Origin of the sequence: Parapedobacter indicus (genome assembly GCF_900113765.1) — a bacterium.
GTDB classification, from domain to species: Bacteria; Bacteroidota; Bacteroidia; order Sphingobacteriales; family Sphingobacteriaceae; genus Parapedobacter; species Parapedobacter indicus.
Genome location: NZ_FOQO01000001.1, coordinates 387360 through 410670, shown reverse-complemented (window position 1 = coordinate 410670; position 23311 = coordinate 387360). Strand labels below are relative to the sequence as shown.

The following is a 23311-nucleotide window of genomic DNA, read 5'->3' as shown; positions in this document are numbered from 1 at the left end:
GATCAGTAGTTTAAGATTACGGTAGCGTTATTGAGAAAAGCTTCGGCTTCGGCCGCCTGCACAGGCCGAACCTTGATCTCGTAGACAGCCTCCTCCAGTTGGTAATCCGGATAAGCCGTAGACACATCGGCATATTTTGCCAGCTGCTTGATCGCTGCAACTTTTGCTTCGATGGTTTTATCAAGGTACGGTACAACGATCCGGATTTGCTGGCCCAACTGAACCTTACCTACCTGGCTCTCCGGCAGTGTAAACCGGAACCACGTGGTCTGCGGCAGGTATCCGTTGAAAATGCTATAACCGGGTGTAGCAAGTTCGCCGGCATGTAGGGAAATGGTTTCAATGGTCATGTCGGCCGGTGCAAGGATATAGCGTTCACCGGACGCCACCTCCGCCTCGCGAAGGGCACCGGCAGCCCGTTCTTGCTGGCCCAGCGCCATCTGCTTGTTCTCAATGCGTACGCCGGACTTGGCCTCCGCGAGTTCAGCCACCACGGCATCGTATTGCGCACGTGCGCCTTGGAACTTGGCCATCGCCTCGTCGTAACGCTGCGGAGAAATCAGTGAATCGGCGAACATGGCCTCCACGCGGCTGAATGACTTGCGCGCAAATTCATATTGTTCCTTCAGCGCATCGTGCTTGGCTTGCAACTGCTTCAACTGGTTGGCTGTCGCGCCGCGTTCGGCCATCTCATATTGGGCCGAGGCAGCCCGCACGGCCCCCTGTGCCTGTGCGATTTTCGCGTCCACTTCGGGAATGTCCAAGACTGCAAGGGTATCCCCCCGTTTGACCCGGTCGCCTTCGGAAACCAACAATTCTGCCACTCTTCCGGGTACTTTTGTCGTGACCGTAATGGCCTCTCTTTTAATCTTGCCTTCAACCCCCTTTTCAACCGCCGTGCTACAAGCCGACAGGGTGGCTGCAAAAAGCATCATGGTTATTGTATTCCTATTCATGATCGGTAATTTTTATCCGGTTATTAGTTTAATTTTTCAAGCGTTAAATTTCCAGTGGCCATCAGCAACCGATATGCAGCCCGCCGTTGATTGAAAACCGTCTGGTAGTAATCCAATGCAGCTGCTTGATAATCCGTTTCCGCCGTAATGCGTTCCGCGGGCTTGATTAATCCGACACGGGATTCCTTCTGCGCGATGTTAAGGGCATTTTTTGCCGTATTCAAGCGGGTTTGGCCCGTTGTCAATTGTTTATTGGCCAGCTCGTACTCAGTTTGGGCCTTAACCAGATTCAAATTAAGGAGTTCCTCCGCCTCCTGCCGCTCATTTTCAGCCTTCGTAACCTCAATTTTCGCCTTGTTCACCGCCCGTTTTCCTTGCATCCCGTCAAATAGGTTCCAGCGGAAGCCAACGCCGACCATATAGCTGGGGAAGGCCTGCAGACGATCGATACCCAGCTGAACCGGTTGGCCGCTTACCGGAAGTGTATAGGGCGTTTTCAGTGACCCGTTGGTAAGGCCATAATAGCCGACACGCGCCAATGCCTGTACCTGCGGTATCCAATGAGCACGTTCTGCCTGCAGTTTGTATCGGTTTGCCTCGATGGCGGCATCCAGGGCGGCAACCTCCGGCCGATTGGCAATGCCTTCGGATGTGGCCGCGAGGGAGTAAGGCTGAAGGGTATGCTCGATCAATGCCAATGAATCCACGGGAACATCCGTAAGCTGATGCAACTGCTGGAGCAGCAGTCCGCGTTTTCCCTCGTACTCCTGCTTTTTCGCTGCAAACGTCGCCTCTGCGACATCCAATTTGTTCAGCTCGTAGGACGTAATAAGACCGTATCCAAACGCCTTCTCTGCGGTCTTCTTCTCGATATCGAGCCGTTTTTGGCTTTCCTCCAACACGTTTTGTACCTGGCGGAGCAATGCCAGTTGGTCATACGCAGTACTTACCTGGTCCATGATTTCCTGCCGGCGTTTTTCCAGCATAATCTCCTGTGCCCTTATTTTCTGGTCAAGCGCCTTGCCCAATTTCGGAGCCTTGGTGCCGGTAAATAGTACGGCCGAAGCCGTGATATCCGACGTCCATAAATTGCCCCTGGATTGAAACCGTTCACTGCCATCAAACAGGGGGATATTCAACAAAGGGAGCGTGGTGGTAGGAAGATCCACCAATACATTGGCATTTACGTGCGCAAATTTTCCATTTGCTTCCACATGCGGCAGGTAGGTCTCCCGGATCCCCCTGCGTGTTTCCCGTTCAGATTGGATATCTAGCTCGGCATTCGCAAGTGAATGACTTTTTTCGATCGCACGCTCGGCCAATTGAGCCAGCGTAGGCGCCTCCTGGCCGACACCGGCCAATGGCACCAACATCCATACGGGAAACATCCAGCATAACACTGGATACATTCGCTTATTCATCGTACACATATTACACATGGTTGTATATACAACTATTTTAAAATAACTTATTTCAAGTTCTCGTATACTTTTTTCAATGTATCTTTTGCGATGTGAATATGCGGAGCATCTACCCCGGCCAGCGCTTCCTGCAACGTTTGGTTGGCCTGCTCCATACACACCGCCTTTAATTGTCTTCCGACTTTGGTCAGGTAAATCAGATTGGTGCGTCGATCCCCCTTATCTGCAACCCGAATCACTAGATCTCTTCGTTCTAAATTGTCTATCAATCGAGTAATTGCAGTTTTTTCCCTGAATGTCCGCTGTGCCAGCTCCTGTTGTGTAAGTCCCTCCTCTTCCCACAGCGCGTACAAAATACTCCACTGTTCACTGGTGATGTCAAGGCCTGCATCACGAAGGTTCTTCTGCAGGCGCCGGGATAGCGCCGTATAAGCCTTCCCCGTCAGGAAATCATAAAATGTTTTTGTTTCAATTATATTTGTGTCCATTTATTTAAATAGTTGCATATACAACCATCAATCATCGTGCCAAAATAAACAGCTTCTTAAACCCAACCCATTTGTATATTTTTGGTGACGATCTCAAACAAAAAACATGAAACTCGACTGTGAATACGCAATCATCGGAGGCGGGGTAGCGGGCCTGTCCACCGCTATCGCCCTTTTGGATTTAAAAAAGGATTTCCTTGTTTTTGAACAATCTGCTGTGCTGAAAGGCATCGGCGCAGGTTTTGGCCTGGCCGCAAATGCGATGCAGGCGTTTGATTGCCTCGGCCTCCGTGCGGAAGTCGAACAGATAGGCTATTATACGGAAACCTACGCCATTTTGGATCCTAAAGGCCGCATCCTAATCGCGCCCGACACCCAGCGTCTGAGTTCGAGGTATCATCAAAAAAATTTCACCGTCCACCGTGCCGACTTGCATCGCTATTTGTTGTCGAAGCTTCCCTCCGAACGGATTCTTCTCGGCAAGCGGCTCAAGCGATTTGAAGGATTTGCTGATACGGTTTTGCTGTCGTTTGAAGACGGCACCTCTTACCGTTGCCGCTACCTCGTCGTGGCGGACGGCGTCCGATCCATCGCCCGGCAACAACTGCTGCCCGATGCGAAGCCTCGATATGCGGGATATACCTGTTGGCGGGCTACGATCGCTAATGGTAACATCGGCTTGCGGCATGGTTCGGAAACCTGGGGTCCGAAAGGTAGGTTTGGCATGACACCCTTAATCCATGACCGTATTTACTGGTACGCATGCATGAACGCTCCTCAAAACAGCAGCAAACACAAAAATTATGCAGTGACCGATTTGTTGCACAATTTCAGAGACTACCACGACCCTATCCCGGAAATCTTATCCAATACGAGCGACGAAGACCTGCTTTGGAATGACATCATCGATATCAAACCACTAACCCGCTTCGCCTACGGCAATATATTGCTGATCGGTGATGCGGCGCATGCCACCACTCCGAATATGGGCCAAGGCGCCTGCCAGGCCCTCGAAGATGTCGCCGTGCTGAGCCAAGAGATTAAACAGAACAGCTCGATTGAGACGGCCTTCAAAAATTTCGAGATCAGGCGATTAAAACGAACGAAATATATTACCGATACATCCCGGCAGATCGGATACGCTGCGCAATTCACACATCCAGGAATGATTGCCATCCGAAACACACTGCTGCAGCTTGTCCCGGCTCGATGGACGCAGGCTACCCTTAAAAAATTATTGGAAGTGGATTTCATGGCCATCCCGTCATTCCGTGAGTGACGGCGCACCCAGATCATATTATTAAATAAAATTGCATGAATGAGATATTGGAAAATAATTTTCTTTAGCTTTTTTATAGGTTGCATAACGACGGTTGTCAGCCTCATCTTTTTACACGCCCAGCAGCCCCATGCAGTACGGCATCATCCCGCTAACGACATGGTAGGTCTGGCATATGGGTTGGCCATAGCACTCAATATCGTTTTGGCATTGTGTTCGCTCCCAATTTTGCTGCTGAAGCACAGTGAAGCCCAAAAGCTTTGGCACGCGTTAGCAGGGTCGTTCGGATTGCCCCTGGTATTTACGGTATATGTTACCTGCGCGATGGATTTTTACGCTTTGCTTTACTGCCTACCCTATCTAATATCGTTAGCGGTTCTGTTCATCATGATTCCAAAGCCTCTCCCTGAACGTTAGCTTTTATAAAATATCAAGATCACGAGCCACATAATAGCTTGGCACCAAAGGTCTGAATCCGGTTCTCTTCCTTAGCTTGGAGACGTCCAATATACCTTCAAAAGGATCTTTTAATGGCGTTTCCTCCGCGTCAAAAGTATCGGCTGCGCTTCCAAATGAGTCTGCCAACTCGTAAAGCGTGATGGGTGCATCATCCGCAACGTTGAATGTTTCGCCATCCAGACCTTGCAGGTTTAGTAAAAGCAACAAAGCCTGCTCGACATATAAGTGATGCACCAGATTTGGTGGATTTACGGCTGGCTTCCGAAAAGCCGATGAGAAGTGATAAAGAATTCTTTTAGAAAAAAATAGATGAAAATCTATAAAATTTAGATAATATAATTGAAATTTATAGTCTTTTTACTGTCTTTTCATCGTCTTTTTATAGTCTTAATTACAATAAAATTACTATAACATATATTAAATTCATATTATAAATATAATAATTACTAATAAATTATATAATCTTTATATCGAAATAATTTGGAACACTTCTCGAAATGTTATAAAATTGCTCTTGGAAACGGATTGATAACCAATTGATAAGCATATGGCAACTTTCAAAGAAGGTATAAATGGGCCGTTCAAAGGCAAAGTAGGTAGCGTGATTGGTAGCCGCTGGCGAAACATCTCTTACATGAAGGGAATGTACAAAGTCAAGCGCACCAAGTCGAAGCCTTCGGAAAAGCAAGCCGTGCAGCATCACAAGTTCAAGCTGCTCAACCGCTTTTTTATGCCAATTGGCCCCGTACTTGATATCGGCTTCCGTGGTCTTACCAGCCGGGCTACCGCGAAAAACATTGCCTTTAGCTACAACTATGATCACGCATTCATGGTGGAGGACGACCAGGTCACGCTCAACTACCCGGCCCTGAAATTTAGCCATGGATCGCTGTTCACCGCAGGGGCGGAAAAGGCAATATTGACCCACGATGGAGTCAAAGTCGTATGGAACCCCAAAACATACGGTGTAGGTGGTGCCATGGACGACGCGGGCTACGCAATCGCCTACAGCGTTTCGTTAGATTTGCTCCGCTGCGAAACCGCACTGCGGCATGAAGGAGAGGTATTCATCTCGTTTGGAGAAGCCATGAAGGGAAACGAGCTACATGTATGGCTGTTCTTCGCCGATAGCAGGAAAAAACAGGTTTCGCGCACTGAATACATTCCGTTGACAGATGCGGAAGCTTAACCCCAGAAGCAATGGATTTTTTCTATGACAAGAGCAAGCCGAAAGTAAAGGAGAAATCGTATGGCAAACTTGCCGTGCAACAGCGGCTGCGCCTGGCGATGGCGTTCCTCAATCCGCTGCGTTCCATCATCGCCGAAACCTGGCTGGGTTACGGTAAGGGCAACAAAAGCAAGGCTTTTGGTCAGGCACTCAAAAAGCTGATACAAGATGCAATCGAGGGACAGTATCCCGATCAGCGGATCGTGCCCGACCGTGTGGCAATCAGCATGGGAATGCTTCCATCTGTGGACATACAGGACGTGGCGCTCGGGCCTGAGGTGCTTGAAATCTATTTTTCCAGCGAAGAGAACCCACTGGCAAAAGCCGCGGATGAGGTCGTGCTGGTGGCGTACAGTCCGGAGGCGGGTGTCGCCGGCCGCAACCCGATCACCTGTACCCGCACGGAAGGGTATATCAAAGTGGACCTGCCCCCGCAGTTGCAGACAGCACCGTTTCATGCCTACCTTTTCGTGCACAGCACCAGCAAAAAGCAATACAGTAAGAGTGTGTACGTGGGATACATTGAGCCTTGATCGGGTCTTGCAAGATGCGTCTCGGTGTGAAAGACTCCGGTGATCACCTGACCAAACGCCGTTTGGCTCCGTTTTTCATGAACAGGTACCCGCCAACGAACGCCGCTAATAACAGAAGCCCGAGGCTGATTAACTGCGCTTCTGACAACGCAATACCCCCTACATCGAATTGGTAGTTAACGCGTATAAATTCAATCAGAAATCGCTCAATGCCGACCACAAACAGATAAATTGCAAACATCATCCCGGGAACTTTGATGTTTTTCCTCACAAACCAGAGTACGCAAAAGGCAAGCAGTATCGTCACGGATTCATACAATGAAGTCGGAAATACACCATGAGGCAGTATGGAGCAATACATACCCGAACAGCCGGGTATGTATTCTCCCTGATTAAGCACATTGTGCGGAAACCGGAATGACCACGCCCATTGCGGCAGCCATTCAACAGGCTTTTCGTAGCTATTCACGATACCCCAATCCCCGTCGCCGGAGAGATGGCACCCAATCCGGCCTACGCCGTAAGCCACCAGCATTCCCAACGAGCCAATATCCGCCAAGTGCTTCCAATCCATTCCCTTCCGGATACCGATATAGAAATAACTCGCTGCACCGAAAAACAGTCCACCCCAGAACGTCAGTCCACCCGAATCCAATAATTCCATAAAGGTCTGCGTCCGGAAAAGCTGACCATCCTCAAATACATGAAAGATTCTCGCACCCAAAAAACCCGTCAACCCTGCCCACAGCAGCATGGTGGGCAACAGGTTCCTGGGTCTCACCGTGCGTGTCGCCTCCCGGCCCGGCCCCAGGAGTGCTTTCCGTTGTATAAGAAATAAGAAAAGAACCAACAACACCGATAACACCATACCGGCAACCCAACTGCCGCGACCTGAAAACAGCCAGTGAAGCGGATTACTGCGGAACGAATCATACGCGAGAAATATTCCGCCGCCTTTAAATCCGATCAAAAAGCCCAGCAGGCCATAACCCAAACCGATGAACACGTTAGATCGCATCCCCGTGTCTACCCGCTCTTCAAAGGCATTGATCAGGCCTTCCCGTTCCTTACGACCAAACTCAATATGGAATACCCAATAGGAAAGTATAAACGATAGCGTTACGAAAAATCCAAAAGTGGGTATCGGCCAGGAGAAATCCGTGCCGAATAAATAATTGAATAGCGATGAGATCAACGGGAACATGATCGGATCATTCTATTTTCACGTTGCTGAGTTTGAGGGTTCGGATACCGAAGCGGGGAATATGGGCCGTGATGGCCGTCGCATGGTCTTCTGCGGTCGCATATTTCGCTTGCTCGGAAACCTCACCGCTTAACTCCACCCATGCTATCTTATCCGCCTTTCCGCCAAATGTGATTTGTTTGTTGGCTTCATCGCTTTGTGCATTGAAGAGCCGGATGTAGAGGTCAGCTCCTTTCATTTCCATGGATACCAACTCATACGCATGGTCCTCGATGGAAAAATACGATTGCTGCGCTACGTCATCGGCCCCAGCGTCAACCAAGGTGGCTACCAGCGGCTCGTTTGTGCGTTCACTCCGGGTCCAAATCCGGTCGTCGTCCCACTGGCCCGCATGCGGCAGCAAACTGTACGAGATATCCGTAGGACCCGTGATGGTATAATCCCTGCCCCACAGTCCCCTACCCGAATATTGCAGGGTAAGCGCCAACGGATGATCGCTTCCGTGCACATAACTGGTGGTATGGTCGGTAAACAGGGCCAAACTATTGTCTTTGCTGTTGCTTCCGAGATCCACCCAGTTCAGCAAAATGTTATGCTTGATCTCGTCCCACCGATTGAAATACGTATTTTCCAATTGACTTTTAGTCACATCGAAAGGCGCATCCTTGTAAATTTGCTGATCGCTAATAGCTGCCGGAAAACAAACCAGCAGTTTATAACGATCGTCATAAAATGCCTTCCTCGGGTTTTCGGCACTGAACGGAATGCCAGCTTCTCCGATGGCCTCGTTGCGCTGCCAATCGATAAATACGCCCATGTTTATTTTTTCTTCGTTTTGCTGAAGCCAGATGGTTTGGGTAAAGGGGTGTTCGCCGATCATCCCATCGATTGCCAGTTGAAGCATCAACGGCCCATGTTCCACCACCCGTATGCGGGCAGGCTGGTCGGCACTGGATATAAAGGTTGACTGTTCGCCGAAGTAACCTTTGAGCTCATTGAAGTGCCAGCTGCTCGAAGCGTCTACATACTCTTTGTTGTTGAGCTTTTTGGCAATCAGGCTTTCGATCACGCCACCTTTTTCTGGATTGATAACGAGCCGGTATAGATCGCTTTCGAGCACGTATTTACCCTTTTCCTGACGGTACGATAATGCATCGTTGGCGGTTGCTTTTCCCTCCCGGATGGTGTAGGTGGAATAGCCAAAGGAGGGAACGTGTGCCCGGAACAATAGCCAGGTGTTTCCATCTTCTTTGACCAGCTGTGTGGGATGCGCCTTACCTTGCGGATCGATCACCTCCCAAGATGAACGGACCCAATTCGAAGGCACTTTCACGCGCGCGATCTCGTCGCGGTCGACCGCCAAGGTGTTGAACAACCGAACCGCATTTTGTCCGCTTTTTCCATTCAGGGCTCTCAGCGATCGATCAATCACCACCTGGCTATTCTGATGGGTCACTCCGGTCCACTCGGTTACGTGATCGGCCCAGGTGCGTCCACCCTGAAGATTGTTATAAGGTACGATCCAGCAATCGTGATGCTGTGAAAGTAGTAATTTAATCCACCCTTCGTCTATAAGCTTTTCCGGCCAGGGCGTGTTTTCCACGAGTGAAGCAAACGCCGCCATCTTTTCGGCCTGTACAATCGTATTCTCTGCCCCTCTGACCTCCTGCGCAAGCGTATTCATCACTTCACTCCCCCATACCAAACTGGTCAGGACATCTTCCTGACTAAAATGCCAATCTTCATCGGGCGTGCCGATGGAATAGTTGGCGAAATAGTCGCGCCAGGTTGTATACCGTGTAGGGGTATAAAATTTAGTGGTATCCTGCCCCAGCCATGGCCCCTTTGCCCATCCGTGGCTCCAGGCGGCATCCTGGATGGTCATCCCTACCGGATGTTGGATTCCCGCGTCAAACGATTTCCGGATATAGTCCTTGCTGTTATACCAGGCGATGCTCTGCCACGTCGATCCGGGTTGGAGGTCTTCGTTGGCATACCGGGGCACCGTCGTGATGGCGGTGCCGTCGGGACCGATCCAGTTGACCAACTCGCCCCCGAACGCCCGGGTGTAACCGCCCCACATGGTGTTGGGGTTTTTGGTTGAGGCGTATTTGAATCCAAACGATTTCAGGATGTAGGGAAGCGAACTGGTAAAGCAGGGCTCTTCGCTGGAGTAGGTGGTAAATACGGCCGACGGAAAATGTTCCCGGAGCAACGCCATGCCGTAGGAGAATTGCCGGATGTTGCTTTCACCGGAGGTGGCGAAAAGATAACTCTGCGCATAGGTAGGATTGACGTATTCAATCCGTCCGGTGCTGACCGACTGGTCTTCAAATAGTTTTTGGAATGCTTCGTAAGCCGCCGGGTCACGCAATTTCACCACATCCCACGTTTCGGGTTCGACTTCCAGGTTGATATCCCAATCGGGATGCTTCTTCAGCATTTTCGTAATAAAATCGGTCTGCCCCAGCGGGTAATGCCCATAGACACCGCCATGATACCCATCTATGAAATAAGCTTCCTGAGCCACCGCCGAAAATTGGGTACTCAGCAGACAACAAAGGAATATAACTAGCGATTGTTTCTTCATCATTTATTCTTCTAATAGCGGATTCAATTCCTTCTCCCGCAGGGGAACCGGGAAGATCAGATCCGATTCCTTAAACGGAAATTCATGGTTCGGTGCCTTGTACCCCAACAAGTCGACGATGCTTCTGCTCGCAGGATCATAGGTTTTGTGGGTCCGCAGCATATCATACCAGTTTTGGAATTCAAAACATAGCTCGAGGAACCGTTCTTTCAAAACCCCATCTGCCGTAACCGACGATGGCCGGGTTGCTGCCGGAAAGGCCCGGTGGTTTACGGCGTAATACGCATCCACCGCTGCCGCATCGCTGGTGGTCCCCCCATCGGCCAGGGCTTTGGCTTCCGCACATAGCAAAAGTACGTCCGCATAACGGTAAATCGGAATGTTCGCTCCACTTTTCGAAGTTTTCTCCGCTTCATCGTCCCAATATTTATTGAGGTACGGTGTGTTCAATGAAATAGTAGTCGACGGATCGCCGCTTTTCGGGCGCTTTGTGTAGAAGAACGCCTGCTCCGCTTTCCGGCGGTCGCCATCGTCATAGCTGTCATAAAAAACCTTCAGCGGCGCCATTCCACCACCAAAGCTCGGATTGACGGAGATGGGGGCCTCGGGGTAAGGCATCAGACCGAAATGGAAAGGCGATCCGGCATTTTGGGCTTCCCGCTGGATCATGAAAATGTGCTCACCGCGGTTTTCGTTGTTGATGGCCCGAAGATCCTGGTAGTTGTCAAAAAGACGGAACTGTCCACTTTCAATGACCTCTTTTGACGTTTCGTACGCTTTTTGGTAATATTCGTTTCCGGCTTGAAGGGGGTATCCCGCCATGGTAAGGTATACCTTGGCCAACAACGTTTTGACGGCCCCCATATTCACATAGCCGCCATCGTCTGTCCACGGCAGACCCGATGCTTCTGCCTGCTGCAAGTCGGAAACAATCTGGTTATAGATCTCCGCTTTGGGCGTCTTCGGGATGTGGACATCGGCCAGATCCCGGGTGGGCTCAATTTTCAATGGGATATCGCCAAACAGCTGTACGCCCATAAAGTAGTAATATGCCCGTAAAAAGTATACCTGTCCCAGATACCGGTTTTTTGTGGCGTCGTTGATGATATCGGTTGCTTCGACATTTTCGATGACGCTGTTGCAATTTTCTACCGGAAAATAAACGGCACGCCACATCTCCCGGAGAATGCTGTTATTTTCATCCATTCCCGACAGCAGCAAAAACTGGTTTTCCTGACTTCCGGCGGAGCGCGGACGGTAACTGTTTCCGACGATGTATTCCAGGTTAAACAGGCGGACGGTGGCGATTTCCAGGTCGGATCCCAACAATCGGGAAAGGCCTTCGTACGTTCCCTCCACCGCGGCTTGTATCTGGTTTTCGGATGTATAATATTGCGAAGGGCTCAGAAATGTCTTTGGCTTTTCTTCCAAAAACTCACTACAGGATACCATTGCGACAGACCAGATGAGTAAACCGGTTATTCGAAATATGATCTTCTTCATGTTCTTTTACAATTGAAATTAAACCTTCCGTTAAAAACTGACCCCCAATGTAAAGGAGTACGTGCGTGGTTTGGGATACGTGTAAAAGTCTACGCCCTGTTCAAACACCGGGTCGTAACTCGTTACTTCGGGATCGCCGCCGCTGTACTTCGTAAACAGGAGTGCGTTTTCCACGTTCAGACCCAGCGACAGGGTTTGGATACGCCACTTGTTCAGGATGTCGTTCTCAAAATCATACCGCAGCCCTACATTTCGTACCCGCAGGAACGAACCGGGTTCGGCACTGTGGGAATCCACATCGTTTTCATAGCCATCGCCCGGCAAACGCAGGCTGGCAACCATCGCATTTTGATGATCCGGTGTCCATGCATTCTCCAAAATACCGCCATAGGAATTCGAGAACGTCACCCGGTTTTCCATCAATTGACGGGTAAAATTGATGACCTGATTCCCATATAGGGCATGCAGATCAAACAAGAACGTAAACCCTTTGTATGAAATGTTGTTGGCCAGGTTCATTTCAAATTTCGGGGTACCACTGCCCAGAAAATCCTGGTCGTCGCCATCCTTCTGCCCGTTTCCATTTCTGTCTAAATATTTCAGATCACCGGGCTTTTTATTGTACTTGGCGGCTTCTGCCGCCTCATCGACGCCCCAGGTTCCCAAACGCACATATCCATAAAACTGGTTCAGCGGACGCCCTTCCACAATACGCCCGCCCCATTTACCGATGATGTTGCCGTCGATATCGATCACCATCGACCGGTTCATCGAATAGTTAACCGAGGTAGTCCATAAGAAATCGGGCGTTTGGATATTGCGCGTCGTCAGGCCCAACTCGAGTCCGCGGTTACGGATTTTTCCCAGGTTGGTCATGGACGATTCATATCCGGTGGTCGAAGGCAGTTGCAGCCGGTACAGCAGGTCTGATGTAATTTTATTATAAAAATCGGCCACAAATTCGATACGCCCGTTGAACATCGAAACGTCCAATCCCGCGTCGAATTGGTTAGAACGTTCCCACTTCAAATCCGGGTTGCTCATCTCCTGCAAGGTGACGACGGTATGGAGATCTTTGTTGAACGGCAACAGGGAATTTCCATACCGGGCCATGGTTGAATAGTTGCCGATCCCGGCATTGCCCACGATCCCGTAGCTCATGCGGAGTTTCAGGTTTTCAACGGTGGGTTTAATGGACGAGAAAAATTCTTCGTTAGAAAGCAGCCATGCCGCAGAAAAGGAAGGGAAAAACCCGTATTTGTTATTGGCCCCGAATCGCGACGACCCGTCGTACCGGAAGGAAGCGCCAACAATATACCGGTTGTCGTAATTGTAGTTGGCCCGGGCATAGTACGAGTTCATCTTGCTATCGTCGTATCCTGACCCAGCCATGGAACGCACCGTTCCTACCCCCAGGTTGTAATATTTAAAGAAATCATCGAAGAAATTTTCGGTACCGACGTTGGAAAACGTACTTTGGTCGTAGTACCAGCTAACCCCGCCGACCACATTCAGGTTGTGATTTCCCCATTGATCATCGTAAGTCAGGTAGTCTTCGTTGGTCCACGAATTATGAACCGTATGCCCCCGTTCTGCCCGTCCGTTTTGGGTGCTGCCATATCCCCACAGCGTACTCGGGGCGTAGAACGATGTCATGTCGGCCCCCTCCTGCTTGCTGAAACTGGTTGTTAATTTCAGTTTCGGCGATATCTTGAATGTGCCGATGAGGTTGGTCAGGTTGTATTGCTTTTTCGAATAGGATTCGCGCTGATCCAATATCTTCACCGGATTCTCGGCATCCTCAGCGCCCGGATAGTCCCCTTTCCGGGAATAGGTGCCATCGGGATACCGTACCGGCAGGAAAGGCAGGTATTCCAGCATGTACCGGGAAATACTGTTTTCAGAATTGCGGCCGTTGTTGCTTCCTAAATTGACAACCGCCTGCAGGTGAAACCACTCCTTCACGTCCCAGTTCAGGTTTACAAAACCATTCAGTTGCTTTTCGTAGGTGTTGCGCATAATCCCTTGGTTGTCGCGGTACGAAACATTGGCCGCCACGGTCAGTTTATCGGTTCCGCCCGAAAATGTCAGCGAATGCTGGTGGGGCATCGCTGTGCGGGTGGTGACTTTCTGCCAATTGGTATTATATTTGGGCGTACCATCGGGGTTGAACAGATCATCTTTCCGCGCAAAATCGTTATCCGGATCCAAATGAGGCGCAATCCGTCCCGGGGCGTACTCATAAGCCCGTTTGAAGACTTCCAAACTTTCATAAGCATCCAATACATCCACTTCACGGGCCAGCGTTGCCGCCGACACGGCGGTATTGTAGGAGATCGTCGTGCCATTCTTCCGACCTTCCTTTGTGGTGATGACCACGACACCGTTGGCCCCTCTCGATCCATAGATGGCCGAGGAAGTGGCATCTTTCAATACATCGATGGACTTGATCACATTGGGATCCACCACATCCGGGTTTACCCCCACGACCCCATCGACCACATACAGCGGTTCGTTATCGGAGTTTAACGAGCCGGTACCGCGGATTTTGATGGCCGGGCTTCCGCCCGGTGCCCCGGAATTGAGGCTGATGCTCACCCCCGGGATCTTTCCCGCCATGCCCTGCAATACATTGGAGGTCGTAGGCCGCTCCGTCAGCTTCGAAGCATCGATCGTACTCACCGCCGTTGATAGGTTCTGCTTCAACATGGTTCCGTAACCTACCACCACCACTTCTTCCAGGTCGCTGCTTTGTGCTTGCAGCACCACATTCGCTTCGCGCTTTCCGGCGATGGGTACCTCCTGCTCGGCATACCCGATGTAGGAAAACACCAGCGTCTGGTCGGATTCACCGACGTCGATCGAATACGTTCCCGCTTCGGAAGTACTGGTTCCCCGTCCGCTGCCTTTTACGAGGATACTGACGCCCGTCAACGGGGTTCCCATTTCGTCCGTTACGCGGCCGCTGACGGTCCGCTGCTGTACGACAGTGGGTTCCGCCGGCTGAGCGGCTTCTTTTTTGGGCTTGATCACCACGGTTTTCTGATCGATGACGTACCCTAAACGGGGTTGTTTTTCAAAAATCCTGACCAGCATTTCATCCAGCGGAATGTTACTTCCGTTGATGGAGACCGGTACCGCGTTGTTTTTTAACTGTTGGGCATTATACAGGAAGTCGTAGGCGGTTTGCCTCGCTATTTCCCTGAGTACACTTTCCAAAGGTAACTGATTGACATTCAGTGTCAGTTTCTGTGCCTTTAGGTCATACGCTTGCAATTGCAGCATCCCGACAAGCAGCGCTAATGACACGAGGTTAATTCTCATAATGATCCTTTTTGCAGCCGTTGGATGGATACAGGCTAACCATCCAATCGCTTGATGGTAAAAATTCATATCTTTGAATCAGTTAAGGGGTTAAATGTAAATTATATAGATCCATTGTATAGTTTGTTCAGCTAACCGTGCCTTGATGATATGCCGGGCTCCGCCGCAATCGGAATCCGGCTTTTTTTGAAAAGGTACAGCAAACAGGCCCTTAATGTCGTACCATAATCCTCCTTTCGTTGATTTCAAATCGTACACTTTCCGTAAGGGAAATCTTGCGTAAAACATCCTCGATGTTTTCAAACCGTGATATCGAACCGGTAAACGTAATTTCCTTGACCGCTTCCCGGTAGACGATTTCGACATCGTACCACCGCGCGAGCTGTTTCATGATGGCCTCCAGCGGCGTATTGTTGTACACGAACTTGCCGTTTTTCCAGGCGATGGCCGCCAGGGCATCGATTCTGGATGTGGTGATGCGTTCGTTGTGCAGAACCGCCTGCTCATTGGGATGAAGCAAAACCTCATCCCCACGTAATTGGCTTTCTCCGGTTTTCACCAGTACAGATCCTTCCAACAGCGTGGTCACCTGACGCGGATCGTCGGGGTAGGCCGTTAGGTTGAACTTGGTACCTTTAACAATTGTCCGCTGATTTCCGGAAACGACAATGAACGGCTTGGTATCATCGTGTTCCACTTCAAAATATCCTTCTCCTTCCAATTCCACCATTCGCGTTGCTCCGGTAAAGGCAACGGGGAACCGAAGCGAGGAAGCCGCGTTGATCCACACGACCGAATGATCGGGTAAGATAATTTTGAATTGCCCGCCTTTGGGTGTCGATATCGTGTTGTACTTTCCGGTGGCTTCATCGCCGGAATTTGCCGCTATGCTATACGATAACGTCCCGTTGTCCGTCTTCATGAGGCTGATTCCGTCCCCTGCAAGGTGATCTCCCACGGCAACGCTATCCAAATGAATGGTACGTCCATCTGCAAGGGTGAGCAACGCCTGGTCCCTTCCGGCTTGTATGGGTTGTTGTGCGTGTGCTACGGTCGGTTCGGTCTTCCCACCGGCATGCCTTCCGGCATACCAGCTACTGACCCCCAGTATCGCGACCAGGGTCGCCGCGATGGACACAATTTTCCGAAGGGACAAAACCCGCCGGCCCGCGGTCTCGTGCTCAAGCGCCGACCAAACTTCAGCAAGATGCTTTCCTGCCAAATCCGGATCCAACTCAGCCGTCGAATGGCCGCTTTCGTGATACCATTCTTCTACCCATGCCCGCTCTTCGTCGGTACACCGGCCTTTTACATACCTGCGTAGGATATCTTTGGCTTTACGATCTTGCTTGTCTTTCAACTGTCTTGTCTCCTTCAAGGTTTATATTGGGTGGAGACAATCCAACGGGATGTTGGGGGGTAAAATAAAGAATCATTTTTTTTAAATCACTATCATAGAGACCAATAAAATAACAATGCTTAACCGGACACGTAAAATTTTCAGGGCGCCTTTGACATGGCTCCGTACACTCTGTTCGGTTATGTTGAGCTGCTTGGCAATTTCTTTATGCGAGAGACCTTCCTTTCGGCTGAGCTCGAAAACGGTTCGCATTTTATTGGGTAGCGACGATATTTCCCGTTCAATTAATTCGGTCTGCATGCTTTCCCGTACCCGGAAATCCGTATCTGCCTGCCCTTTCTCGAGAAAATGCTGAAACGAGCGAATGTACCTATCCGCCCGCCTGCTTTTGAGTTGATGGTTAATCACCCGGTTCCTGACCGATTGATAGAGGTATGCTTTCAGGTTTTCCCGGATGTGCAGCGTTTCTCTATTTTGCCATAGATTAAAAAAGACGTCGTGGATGATATCTTTCGCTTCTTCCTGATCGTCCAGGTGTCGACCCGCATGGCTATACAAAAGCTCGCCATATCCGCGGTAAATAATCTCAAATGCCGTCCGATCCCCTTTCCGCAACCTGTGCAGCAGTTTTCCTTCTTCGTTGGCACCTAACGTATTCATCGATCATTCTTCTTCCCACGTATCGGTCCGGAAAGGAAGGGCCGGAAAGCTCTCTTTGTTTTCCAGATTCGTTACCGGATAGTTAAAAAAGGCGTACCGCACGGCGGCGATGCGGGTTACGTTATTGCTTTCCACGACAATGCGGCTGCCCTCGATATGCGCTTTTGCGGGATAGAAAACCCGGTCATCTCCCGCCACATAGAAAAATTGAGGCGATTGCCCGTCGTTTGTTTGAAGGCCGGTTCCCAGCGTTTCGGGTTTAAAGGAAACATACGCCGTGCTACCCGCAACTTCCACTTCGTCTACCACGGGCCCCTGATACACCACGTCCAACTGATTATATGCCCGGTTGAGCGCAACGGCAGCCAGCCGTTCACCAACGGGCTTTTTGTTTTTCGGATGCAGATCCCTGGCTTCGCCAACGTCCAGGGTACTTACCATATACGTATTGTTAAGGGTGGCTATTTTTTCCTGTGCTTCCCTGAAATAAGCGTCAAATGCAAGCGCAGGGTCTTCTTTATCATGGAAAAATGGCGCTATCTGCACATAATAAAAGGGTAACTGGCCCTGTGAAAAGTCCCGTCGCCAACTGTTGATCATCGTTTGGGTCGCCCGCACGTAACTTGCTCTTTCCAAGTGGTTGGCTTCGCCCTGGTACCAGACAACTCCTTTGATGGAAAGATTGATAAGCGGATGAACCATGGCATTGTATAAAAGATAAGGCCGCATGACCTTTTCAAACGAGAAGCCGCCATCTACCGGTTCGGTTGATTTCGGATCCGCCAAATACGGTTGCAAATACACCCGGTTGAGCATCGTATCGGCCGCTAAATCCGCTTTCGGGATGTACGCTTGGACACTCGACGCACCAATCCCGGTAAATACCAAACCGATGGGAATATTCAGGTTGTCAAGCAGCTTTTTACCAAATGAATACCCCACCGCGCTGAATCCCGCAACCGACTCCGGAGAACAGGTTTGCCAGCTGCCCTTGAAATTTTCCAGGGGCGTTTCGCTGAAATTAAGCGCGACATTCAATAACCGGATATGCGGTTGATCGGCTGTGGAAATGACCTGTTCGGCGCCCTTCATCTCCCTGACGGAAAACTGCATGTTGGATTGGCCACTGCAAATCCAAACGTCGCCGATCAACAGGTTGCTCAATTCAACCTGTTCGTCGCCCGCAGTGACACCCATACGGTGTGGCGTAAAGTCGCCTTTTTCTACTTTTGGCACCGGAATGATCCCCATGAAATTGCCATTTGCATCCGCATAAACTTCCGTTGGAGCCGGGAGCCAATCGGCATGGATACCAACTTTTCCACCCGGATCAGCCTTTCCCCAAACCTTGAACGGCCGGTTTTGCTGGATCACCATATTACTTTGCAGCGCGTCTGCTATGCGCAAACTGTCAACCACCGCAGCAAAACTGCCGGTTGGGAATAAAAAAAGGTAACAAATTAAAATTCTTACTATATTCATTTCCGTTACACACTTATAAAACAGCTATTTCATTAGCGAACGATTTCATTACAGCCCGATTTGAATCCCTAAATTGACTACCCGCTGATTTTGATACGCATCCCCTGCGGTATTGGAGGTAACTTCCGGATCCTGTTGGTACAGCGAATAATTCGTCCACGTCAGCAGGTTATAACCACTCATGTAAAGCCGTGCGTTGTTCATCTTGAAGGGCAGCCAACGGTCAGGCAGTTGGTAGCCTAGCTCAACGGTTTTCAGCCGGAGATAAGTCGCATCGATCAACCAAAAATCAGACATATAGGACGACGGACTATTAATGGTTGTTGGGTTGGTTGTCAACCGGGGAAACCGGGCTGTCGAAGCGGTTTCAGGGGTCCACCGTTGTTGATGAATCGGTTGGAACTGGCTTTGGAAAGGCTCAATGCCGCTTCCCTGGACGCTGAAGCTATACCCGGTAGTCCCTTGCAGCAGTACATTAAAACTGAATCCTTTGTAGCTTCCACCCAACGTCAATCCAAAGCTGGTGTTGGGTACGTCCGGTCGGCCGATGGCAGTCCGATCGAAATCATCGATCACGCCATCGTCATTCAGGTCCTTATACAGCAAGTCACCGGGTTGCACTTCATAGCCGCCTGCTGGCTTGGGACTATCGGCCAGATTCTCTTCGGTATAAAATCCGTCAAATACATAACCCAAGGGTTGATCTACCTGATGGCCCGTCAGTCGCAGCCATGGAAAAGCCGGTGCGGGTTCATCCTGGAAGAGTACCTTGTTTTTAAAGTGCGTCAGCACGCCTTTGACGTTGTAGTTGAATGCGCCGATGTGGTCGTTGTAATTTAGCTCAAACTCCACCCCACGGTTCCGGACACGCGCGATGTTGGTGGGCGATACCCCAACCCCGATGTTAAGAGGCAAAGACTGGGAAGTGACCAATTGGTCATACCGGACGTTATGGAAATAATCAACCACCAGCGAAAACCGATTCTTCAGGACACTCAGATCCAGTCCGATATCAAATGAGTTTTGCTTTTCCCAGGTCACATTGCTGTTGCCCAGGTTACCTTCGGATATCGTACCAACGCCCTGATGCGTCTCCCCGAACGAATAACCAGAACCTACGTTGTAAACCTGCTGGAATAAATAGCGATCGCCAAGCACCCTGTCGGACCCGACAACTCCGTATGAGGCGCGCAATTTAAGTAGATCGATAAAATCGAACTTATCAGCGATGAAGGATTCCTTGGCTAGGTTATACCCGACCGATACGGCGGGAAAAAACCCGTACCGCTTATCGGCCTGAAAGCGGTCGGATCCGTTATAGGCGGCCGTGATATCCACGAGGTATTTTTCGTTGTAGTTATAGCCGGTCCGGAAGGTGAATCCTTGAAAATTCTGGGGAATCCAGTTAACGAAGTTGGATTGCAAATCACCCTTTGTGTTATACGATTCCCGGTTATAAAGCAGTAACGAATTGATCTGATGTTCGCCGAAAGACTTTACATAGTTAAAGTTGGCTTGGACATTCACCCGGCTGTTGTAATCGACCTGGTAAGCACGGAGTGTATACGGGCTTAACACATAGGGCGCACCGCCTTTTAATTGGTAGGAATCTGTCTCCGGGAAATACTTGTATGCGGGCAAATTATCCCGTGCCTGCTCGCGCCCATTGGATTCGACACTCGCATAGGCAATTCGGGTTGAAAACGAAAGCCCCTCCGTGATCACATCCAAATCCTGCGTACCTCCAAACAGGATATTCAGGTCGTTCCGCCGGTCCAACCGGTAGCCCGCTGTTGCCAGCCGCGCATTGATGGTAGGCGATAGATCTTGCGTATCGCCGGCGTAGGCGTACGAACCATTGGGGTTGAGAAAGGGTGCCGACCAGGGCCGGATTTTATTGAAATTAAACACTTCTCCCACGATATTTCCGGCCCTGGGCCCATTGATCCGGTTGAAGTTTGCCCTGAAATCGAGGCGCAGTTGCAGGCTTTTGGTTGCCTGGACGTCGAGGTTGGACCGCAGGTTGAACCGCCGGTAGTAGTAATTGTTATTGACCTGATCGCCGTTATTTTCGAAATTATATAGATTCCCGTCCTGGGAAAATGCGCCGCCGGAGATAAAGTATTTGATGCTTTCGCTGCCTCCGGTTACATCCACATTGCTGTTCCGCTGAAAGCTCATGGGTCTGAATATCCGATCATACCAATTGACGTCCGGATAGGCATAGGGGGCATCCCCCAGCCGGAAATGTTCCAACGCTTCGGGACTGAACGGCTGGTTGGTGTTATCACCTGCCGTGTTGGCAATTGCCTCATTCCATAACAGCGCACTTTCGTAGGCATCCAGGAATTTCAGCCGGGTTACCGGACTTTGCGCACCGGATTCCAGGCGGATGTTGATCTTCGGTTTCCCGGATTCCCCCCGCCGGGTTTTCACCACCAATACCCCATTTGCCCCCTTAATACCAAACACTGCGGTGGTGGATGCGTCTTTCAGGATGGAGATGCTCTCGATCTCGTTGACGTTGATCTGTGACAATTGTTCATACGTGTATTCAATGTCATCCACGATGATCAGCGGCTGGTTCCCATCCGGATTCAGCGAACTCACTCCACGGATGTAAAAATCGGAAGCATCCCTGCCCGGCTGTCCCGATCGCTGCACCGACACAAAGCCGGGCAACCTACCTGCCAGCGTATTCTGCACGTTAGCAGTGGGAATTTGCCGGATATCTGCCCCTTTAATTGAACTCAGCGCGCCGGTACTGGTCAGCTTCTTCGTTGTACCATACCCAACCACAACGACCTCATTGATATCCTGAACGTTGGATTGGAGGATCACTTCCAATTCTCCCGACGCTTCAACCGTTCGCTCCTGTGTGATGTACCCTACACTACTGAACACCAACACATTCCCACCGCGGCTCAACGAAATACGGAACCGTCCGTCTTGGTCAGACTGAGCGGCATGGCTGCTGCCTTTTTCTGAAATCGTCACCCCTGCTAATGGACCTTCGGCATTTTTCACAATTCCGGAGACGACCGTTTGTGCAACGAGGATACATGGTGCTGCAACCATGACCAGTAAAAGATATATACTTCTTTTCATTTGTTTCTTCCTAATAGCAATTAAACCATCTGATTACCAACCCGGATTCTGTATCATCTGCGGGTTTTTGATGACTTCACTAAACGGGATCGGCGCCAGGTACATCCGCTCTTCGAAGTTCATTTTCAATACCGGTGTCTGCTGCCGGATGATTCCGGTACCCGTTTGATAGATGGTCATTGCCGACAACTCTTTATTGAATTCCGCTTCGGCGATTTTCCATCGCCTTACATCGTAAAACCGGTGTTCTTCAAAAGCAAGTTCCTTGCGGCGCTCGTTCCGGATGAGTTCACGCATCTCCGATTGGCTGAGTCCGGCCGGAAGCTGGAAGGGCACCAATCCGGCACGTTCCCTGATTTGCTCCACCGCGTTGTATACCTCCTGGTCGGGAGCACCTAAGCGTTCATTCCGTGCTTCGGCAAAATTCAGCAGTACTTCCGCATACCGGAAGAGGATATGATCGTGGTTTACGTTGCTATAATTGACGGCGGATTCGAAATCACCCATAAATTTCCGCAGATAATAACCGGTTTTCGTCTGCTGCTTGGTTCCGCCAGGCTTATCGGCTCCTCCTTCAAAGGTCTCAACCGGCCGGTTCAGCCACGGGGCACCGTTATAAAAGATCGTCGCATAAAAGCGTCCGTCCCGATCTGCATAGGGATCATTCTCGTTGAATCCGGAATTCGGATCGTCAATCGGCAATCCATTGGCCATACCGAACGCGTTGACTAGTTCCTGAGTCGGGCTTGTCCGGCCGTTATTAACTCCGGAGGAGTACCCGACGGGCCCATTATTGTTTTCAATACTGGTGTTATTTCCGCCTTGTTTCGAAAATATACGCTCTTTATTCCGGGTTATAAATACATTTCTGAACTCCGGTTCAAGTGTGAACAGATTCAGTTCGATGAGTTCCCTTGCCGCGTTTTCTGCCGCTTCCCATCGGGCGGCTGAAAAATCCGTGTAGCCTGTAAGGGCATTTTGCGGATCGATATTCCCACCGTTGAACAGCGGACTGGCTGCGTATAACAGCACCCGTGCTTTCAAGGCTAATGCCGCAGCTTTCGTCGGTCTTTCATAAAAGGGAAGATTAAACGGATCGGTCCGCAGGCTATCTTTAACGGCATCGCATTCGCTGACGATAAATGCGATGCATTCCTCAAAATTCCGACGCGGCAACTCGATGTTGTCGTCCAATTGATAGACCTCATCACCGAGCAGCGGAACGCCTCCGTGGCGCTTCACTAACTCAAAATAGAACATTGCCCGCAGAAAACGGGCCTCTGCTTTCCACACCCGGTTAAACGAGGTTCCATTGGCCAGTTTTCCATTCAGCGGCACGCGATCGATATTGGCAACAAAAATGCTGGTGCGGCGTATCCCCTGATACCACGACGCCCACAGGTTGTCTTGATAATTATCGGAAGTATAGGTTCCCATGGCCAATTGCTGCACGGACGTGTTGGTGGGGTTAGAAGACACCGCATCGTCTGTCGCCGCATCCAGAAAGTCCCCACCCACGCGGTTCCCCATTTCCGGCAAAAAACGATAGCAATCCAGCAAAAACCGGTTTGCCTCAACACCCGCGGAATCATTCTTATCAAATACTTGGTACAACGTCTGCAATTCAATAGGCTCGACCTCAAGGTCGCTCTCGCAGGCAAAAACAGTGGTTACAAGCCCGATGAAAACAAACCATTTTAGCTGTATGTAGTTCAT

The 23311-nt window shown here is 50.2% G+C and carries 16 protein-coding genes; 3 read left to right on the top strand and 13 right to left on the bottom strand.

Going from position 1 to position 23311, the window contains the following annotated elements; all coding sequences use genetic code 11:
* Nucleotides 1-2 precede the first annotated feature (2 nt).
* The 3 genes from BMZ56_RS01595 to BMZ56_RS01585 are packed head-to-tail and all read right to left on the bottom strand — an operon-like array spanning nucleotide 3 to nucleotide 2865.
* The gene (locus BMZ56_RS01595; RefSeq protein WP_090623202.1) at nucleotides 3-956 is read right to left on the bottom strand and encodes an HlyD family secretion protein; all 954 of its coding nucleotides are present in this window, start codon (nucleotides 954-956) and stop codon (nucleotides 3-5) included.
* A 23-nt stretch (nucleotides 957-979) separates the two neighbouring features.
* The gene (locus tag BMZ56_RS01590; RefSeq protein WP_177195000.1) at nucleotides 980-2377 is read right to left on the bottom strand and encodes a TolC family protein; all 1398 of its coding nucleotides are present in this window, start codon (nucleotides 2375-2377) and stop codon (nucleotides 980-982) included.
* A gap of 47 nt (nucleotides 2378-2424) precedes the next feature.
* On the bottom strand, nucleotides 2425-2865 hold the full coding sequence (locus tag BMZ56_RS01585; RefSeq protein WP_090623195.1) for a MarR family winged helix-turn-helix transcriptional regulator: 441 nt from the start codon (nucleotides 2863-2865) through the stop codon (nucleotides 2425-2427).
* A gap of 106 nt (nucleotides 2866-2971) precedes the next feature.
* Between BMZ56_RS01585 and BMZ56_RS01580 the strand changes: the two genes are divergently transcribed.
* Complete coding sequence (locus tag BMZ56_RS01580; RefSeq protein WP_090623191.1) at nucleotides 2972-4144, top strand: FAD-dependent monooxygenase; 1173 nt, start codon at nucleotides 2972-2974, stop codon at nucleotides 4142-4144.
* 420 nt (nucleotides 4145-4564) lie between these two features.
* Here the strand turns inward: BMZ56_RS01580 and BMZ56_RS01570 are convergent, their stop codons facing one another.
* Complete coding sequence (locus BMZ56_RS01570; protein WP_218146429.1) at nucleotides 4565-4837, bottom strand: hypothetical protein; 273 nt, start codon at nucleotides 4835-4837, stop codon at nucleotides 4565-4567.
* 313 nt (nucleotides 4838-5150) lie between these two features.
* On the opposite strand from BMZ56_RS01570, the gene BMZ56_RS01565 reads away from it, so the two are divergent.
* Complete coding sequence (locus tag BMZ56_RS01565; RefSeq protein WP_090623183.1) at nucleotides 5151-5792, top strand: DUF6266 family protein; 642 nt, start codon at nucleotides 5151-5153, stop codon at nucleotides 5790-5792.
* Between the two features lie 11 nt (nucleotides 5793-5803).
* A complete protein-coding gene (locus BMZ56_RS01560) occupies nucleotides 5804-6364 on the top strand; it encodes a DUF6266 family protein (RefSeq protein ID WP_090623179.1) in 561 nt (186 codons plus the stop codon).
* A 43-nt stretch (nucleotides 6365-6407) separates the two neighbouring features.
* Here the strand turns inward: BMZ56_RS01560 and BMZ56_RS01555 are convergent, their stop codons facing one another.
* The 9 genes from BMZ56_RS01555 to BMZ56_RS01515 all read right to left on the bottom strand — a co-directional run bounded on the left by BMZ56_RS01555 (nucleotide 6408) and on the right by BMZ56_RS01515 (nucleotide 23311).
* Nucleotides 6408-7568 (bottom strand): prolipoprotein diacylglyceryl transferase, encoded by a 1161-nt coding sequence (locus tag BMZ56_RS01555; RefSeq protein ID WP_090623175.1) that lies wholly within the window; start codon nucleotides 7566-7568, stop codon nucleotides 6408-6410.
* A 7-nt stretch (nucleotides 7569-7575) separates the two neighbouring features.
* Nucleotides 7576-10161: a glycoside hydrolase family 38 N-terminal domain-containing protein gene (locus BMZ56_RS01550; protein WP_218146428.1), complete on the bottom strand. Its 2586-nt coding sequence runs from the start codon at nucleotides 10159-10161 to the stop codon at nucleotides 7576-7578.
* Nucleotides 10162-11661, bottom strand: a complete 1500-nt coding sequence (locus BMZ56_RS01545; RefSeq protein ID WP_090623170.1) for a RagB/SusD family nutrient uptake outer membrane protein — start codon at nucleotides 11659-11661, stop codon at nucleotides 10162-10164.
* A gap of 30 nt (nucleotides 11662-11691) precedes the next feature.
* Nucleotides 11692-14985, bottom strand: a complete 3294-nt coding sequence (locus tag BMZ56_RS01540) for a SusC/RagA family TonB-linked outer membrane protein (RefSeq protein ID WP_218146426.1) — start codon at nucleotides 14983-14985, stop codon at nucleotides 11692-11694.
* Nucleotides 14986-15196: 211 nt separating this feature from the next.
* Nucleotides 15197-16363: a FecR family protein gene (locus tag BMZ56_RS01535; RefSeq protein ID WP_090623163.1), complete on the bottom strand. Its 1167-nt coding sequence runs from the start codon at nucleotides 16361-16363 to the stop codon at nucleotides 15197-15199.
* 63 nt (nucleotides 16364-16426) lie between these two features.
* A complete protein-coding gene (locus BMZ56_RS01530) occupies nucleotides 16427-17005 on the bottom strand; it encodes an RNA polymerase sigma factor (protein WP_090623160.1) in 579 nt (192 codons plus the stop codon).
* 3 nt (nucleotides 17006-17008) lie between these two features.
* Complete coding sequence (locus BMZ56_RS01525) at nucleotides 17009-18487, bottom strand: sialate O-acetylesterase (RefSeq protein ID WP_090623156.1); 1479 nt, start codon at nucleotides 18485-18487, stop codon at nucleotides 17009-17011.
* Nucleotides 18488-18535: 48 nt separating this feature from the next.
* Nucleotides 18536-21595 carry a SusC/RagA family TonB-linked outer membrane protein gene (locus BMZ56_RS01520; RefSeq protein ID WP_090623152.1) on the bottom strand — a complete coding sequence of 1020 codons (3060 nt, stop codon included), beginning with the start codon at nucleotides 21593-21595 and terminating at the stop codon, nucleotides 18536-18538.
* Nucleotides 21596-21628: 33 nt separating this feature from the next.
* Nucleotides 21629-23311, bottom strand: a complete 1683-nt coding sequence (locus BMZ56_RS01515) for a RagB/SusD family nutrient uptake outer membrane protein (protein ID WP_090623149.1) — start codon at nucleotides 23309-23311, stop codon at nucleotides 21629-21631.

Excerpts from the sequence above, each read along its gene's own strand:
- BMZ56_RS01590 (WP_177195000.1), bottom strand. The coding sequence starts at position 2,377 with ATGAATAAGCGAATGTATCCAGTGTTATGCTGGATGTTTCCCGTATGG.
- BMZ56_RS01550 (WP_218146428.1), bottom strand. The coding sequence starts at position 10,161 with ATGATGAAGAAACAATCGCTAGTTATATTCCTTTGTTGTCTGCTGAGT.
- BMZ56_RS01585 (WP_090623195.1), bottom strand. The coding sequence starts at position 2,865 with ATGGACACAAATATAATTGAAACAAAAACATTTTATGATTTCCTGACG.
- BMZ56_RS01520 (WP_090623152.1), bottom strand. The coding sequence starts at position 21,595 with ATGAAAAGAAGTATATATCTTTTACTGGTCATGGTTGCAGCACCATGT.
- BMZ56_RS01580 (WP_090623191.1), top strand. The coding sequence starts at position 2,972 with ATGAAACTCGACTGTGAATACGCAATCATCGGAGGCGGGGTAGCGGGC.
- BMZ56_RS01525 (WP_090623156.1), bottom strand. The coding sequence starts at position 18,487 with ATGAATATAGTAAGAATTTTAATTTGTTACCTTTTTTTATTCCCAACC.
- BMZ56_RS01565 (WP_090623183.1), top strand. The coding sequence starts at position 5,151 with ATGGCAACTTTCAAAGAAGGTATAAATGGGCCGTTCAAAGGCAAAGTA.
- BMZ56_RS01595 (WP_090623202.1), bottom strand. The coding sequence starts at position 956 with ATGAATAGGAATACAATAACCATGATGCTTTTTGCAGCCACCCTGTCG.
- BMZ56_RS01560 (WP_090623179.1), top strand. The coding sequence starts at position 5,804 with ATGGATTTTTTCTATGACAAGAGCAAGCCGAAAGTAAAGGAGAAATCG.
- BMZ56_RS01530 (WP_090623160.1), bottom strand. The coding sequence starts at position 17,005 with ATGAATACGTTAGGTGCCAACGAAGAAGGAAAACTGCTGCACAGGTTG.
- BMZ56_RS01545 (WP_090623170.1), bottom strand. The coding sequence starts at position 11,661 with ATGAAGAAGATCATATTTCGAATAACCGGTTTACTCATCTGGTCTGTC.
- BMZ56_RS01555 (WP_090623175.1), bottom strand. The coding sequence starts at position 7,568 with ATGTTCCCGTTGATCTCATCGCTATTCAATTATTTATTCGGCACGGAT.
- BMZ56_RS01540 (WP_218146426.1), bottom strand. The coding sequence starts at position 14,985 with ATGAGAATTAACCTCGTGTCATTAGCGCTGCTTGTCGGGATGCTGCAA.
- BMZ56_RS01515 (WP_090623149.1), bottom strand. The coding sequence starts at position 23,311 with ATGAACTACATACAGCTAAAATGGTTTGTTTTCATCGGGCTTGTAACC.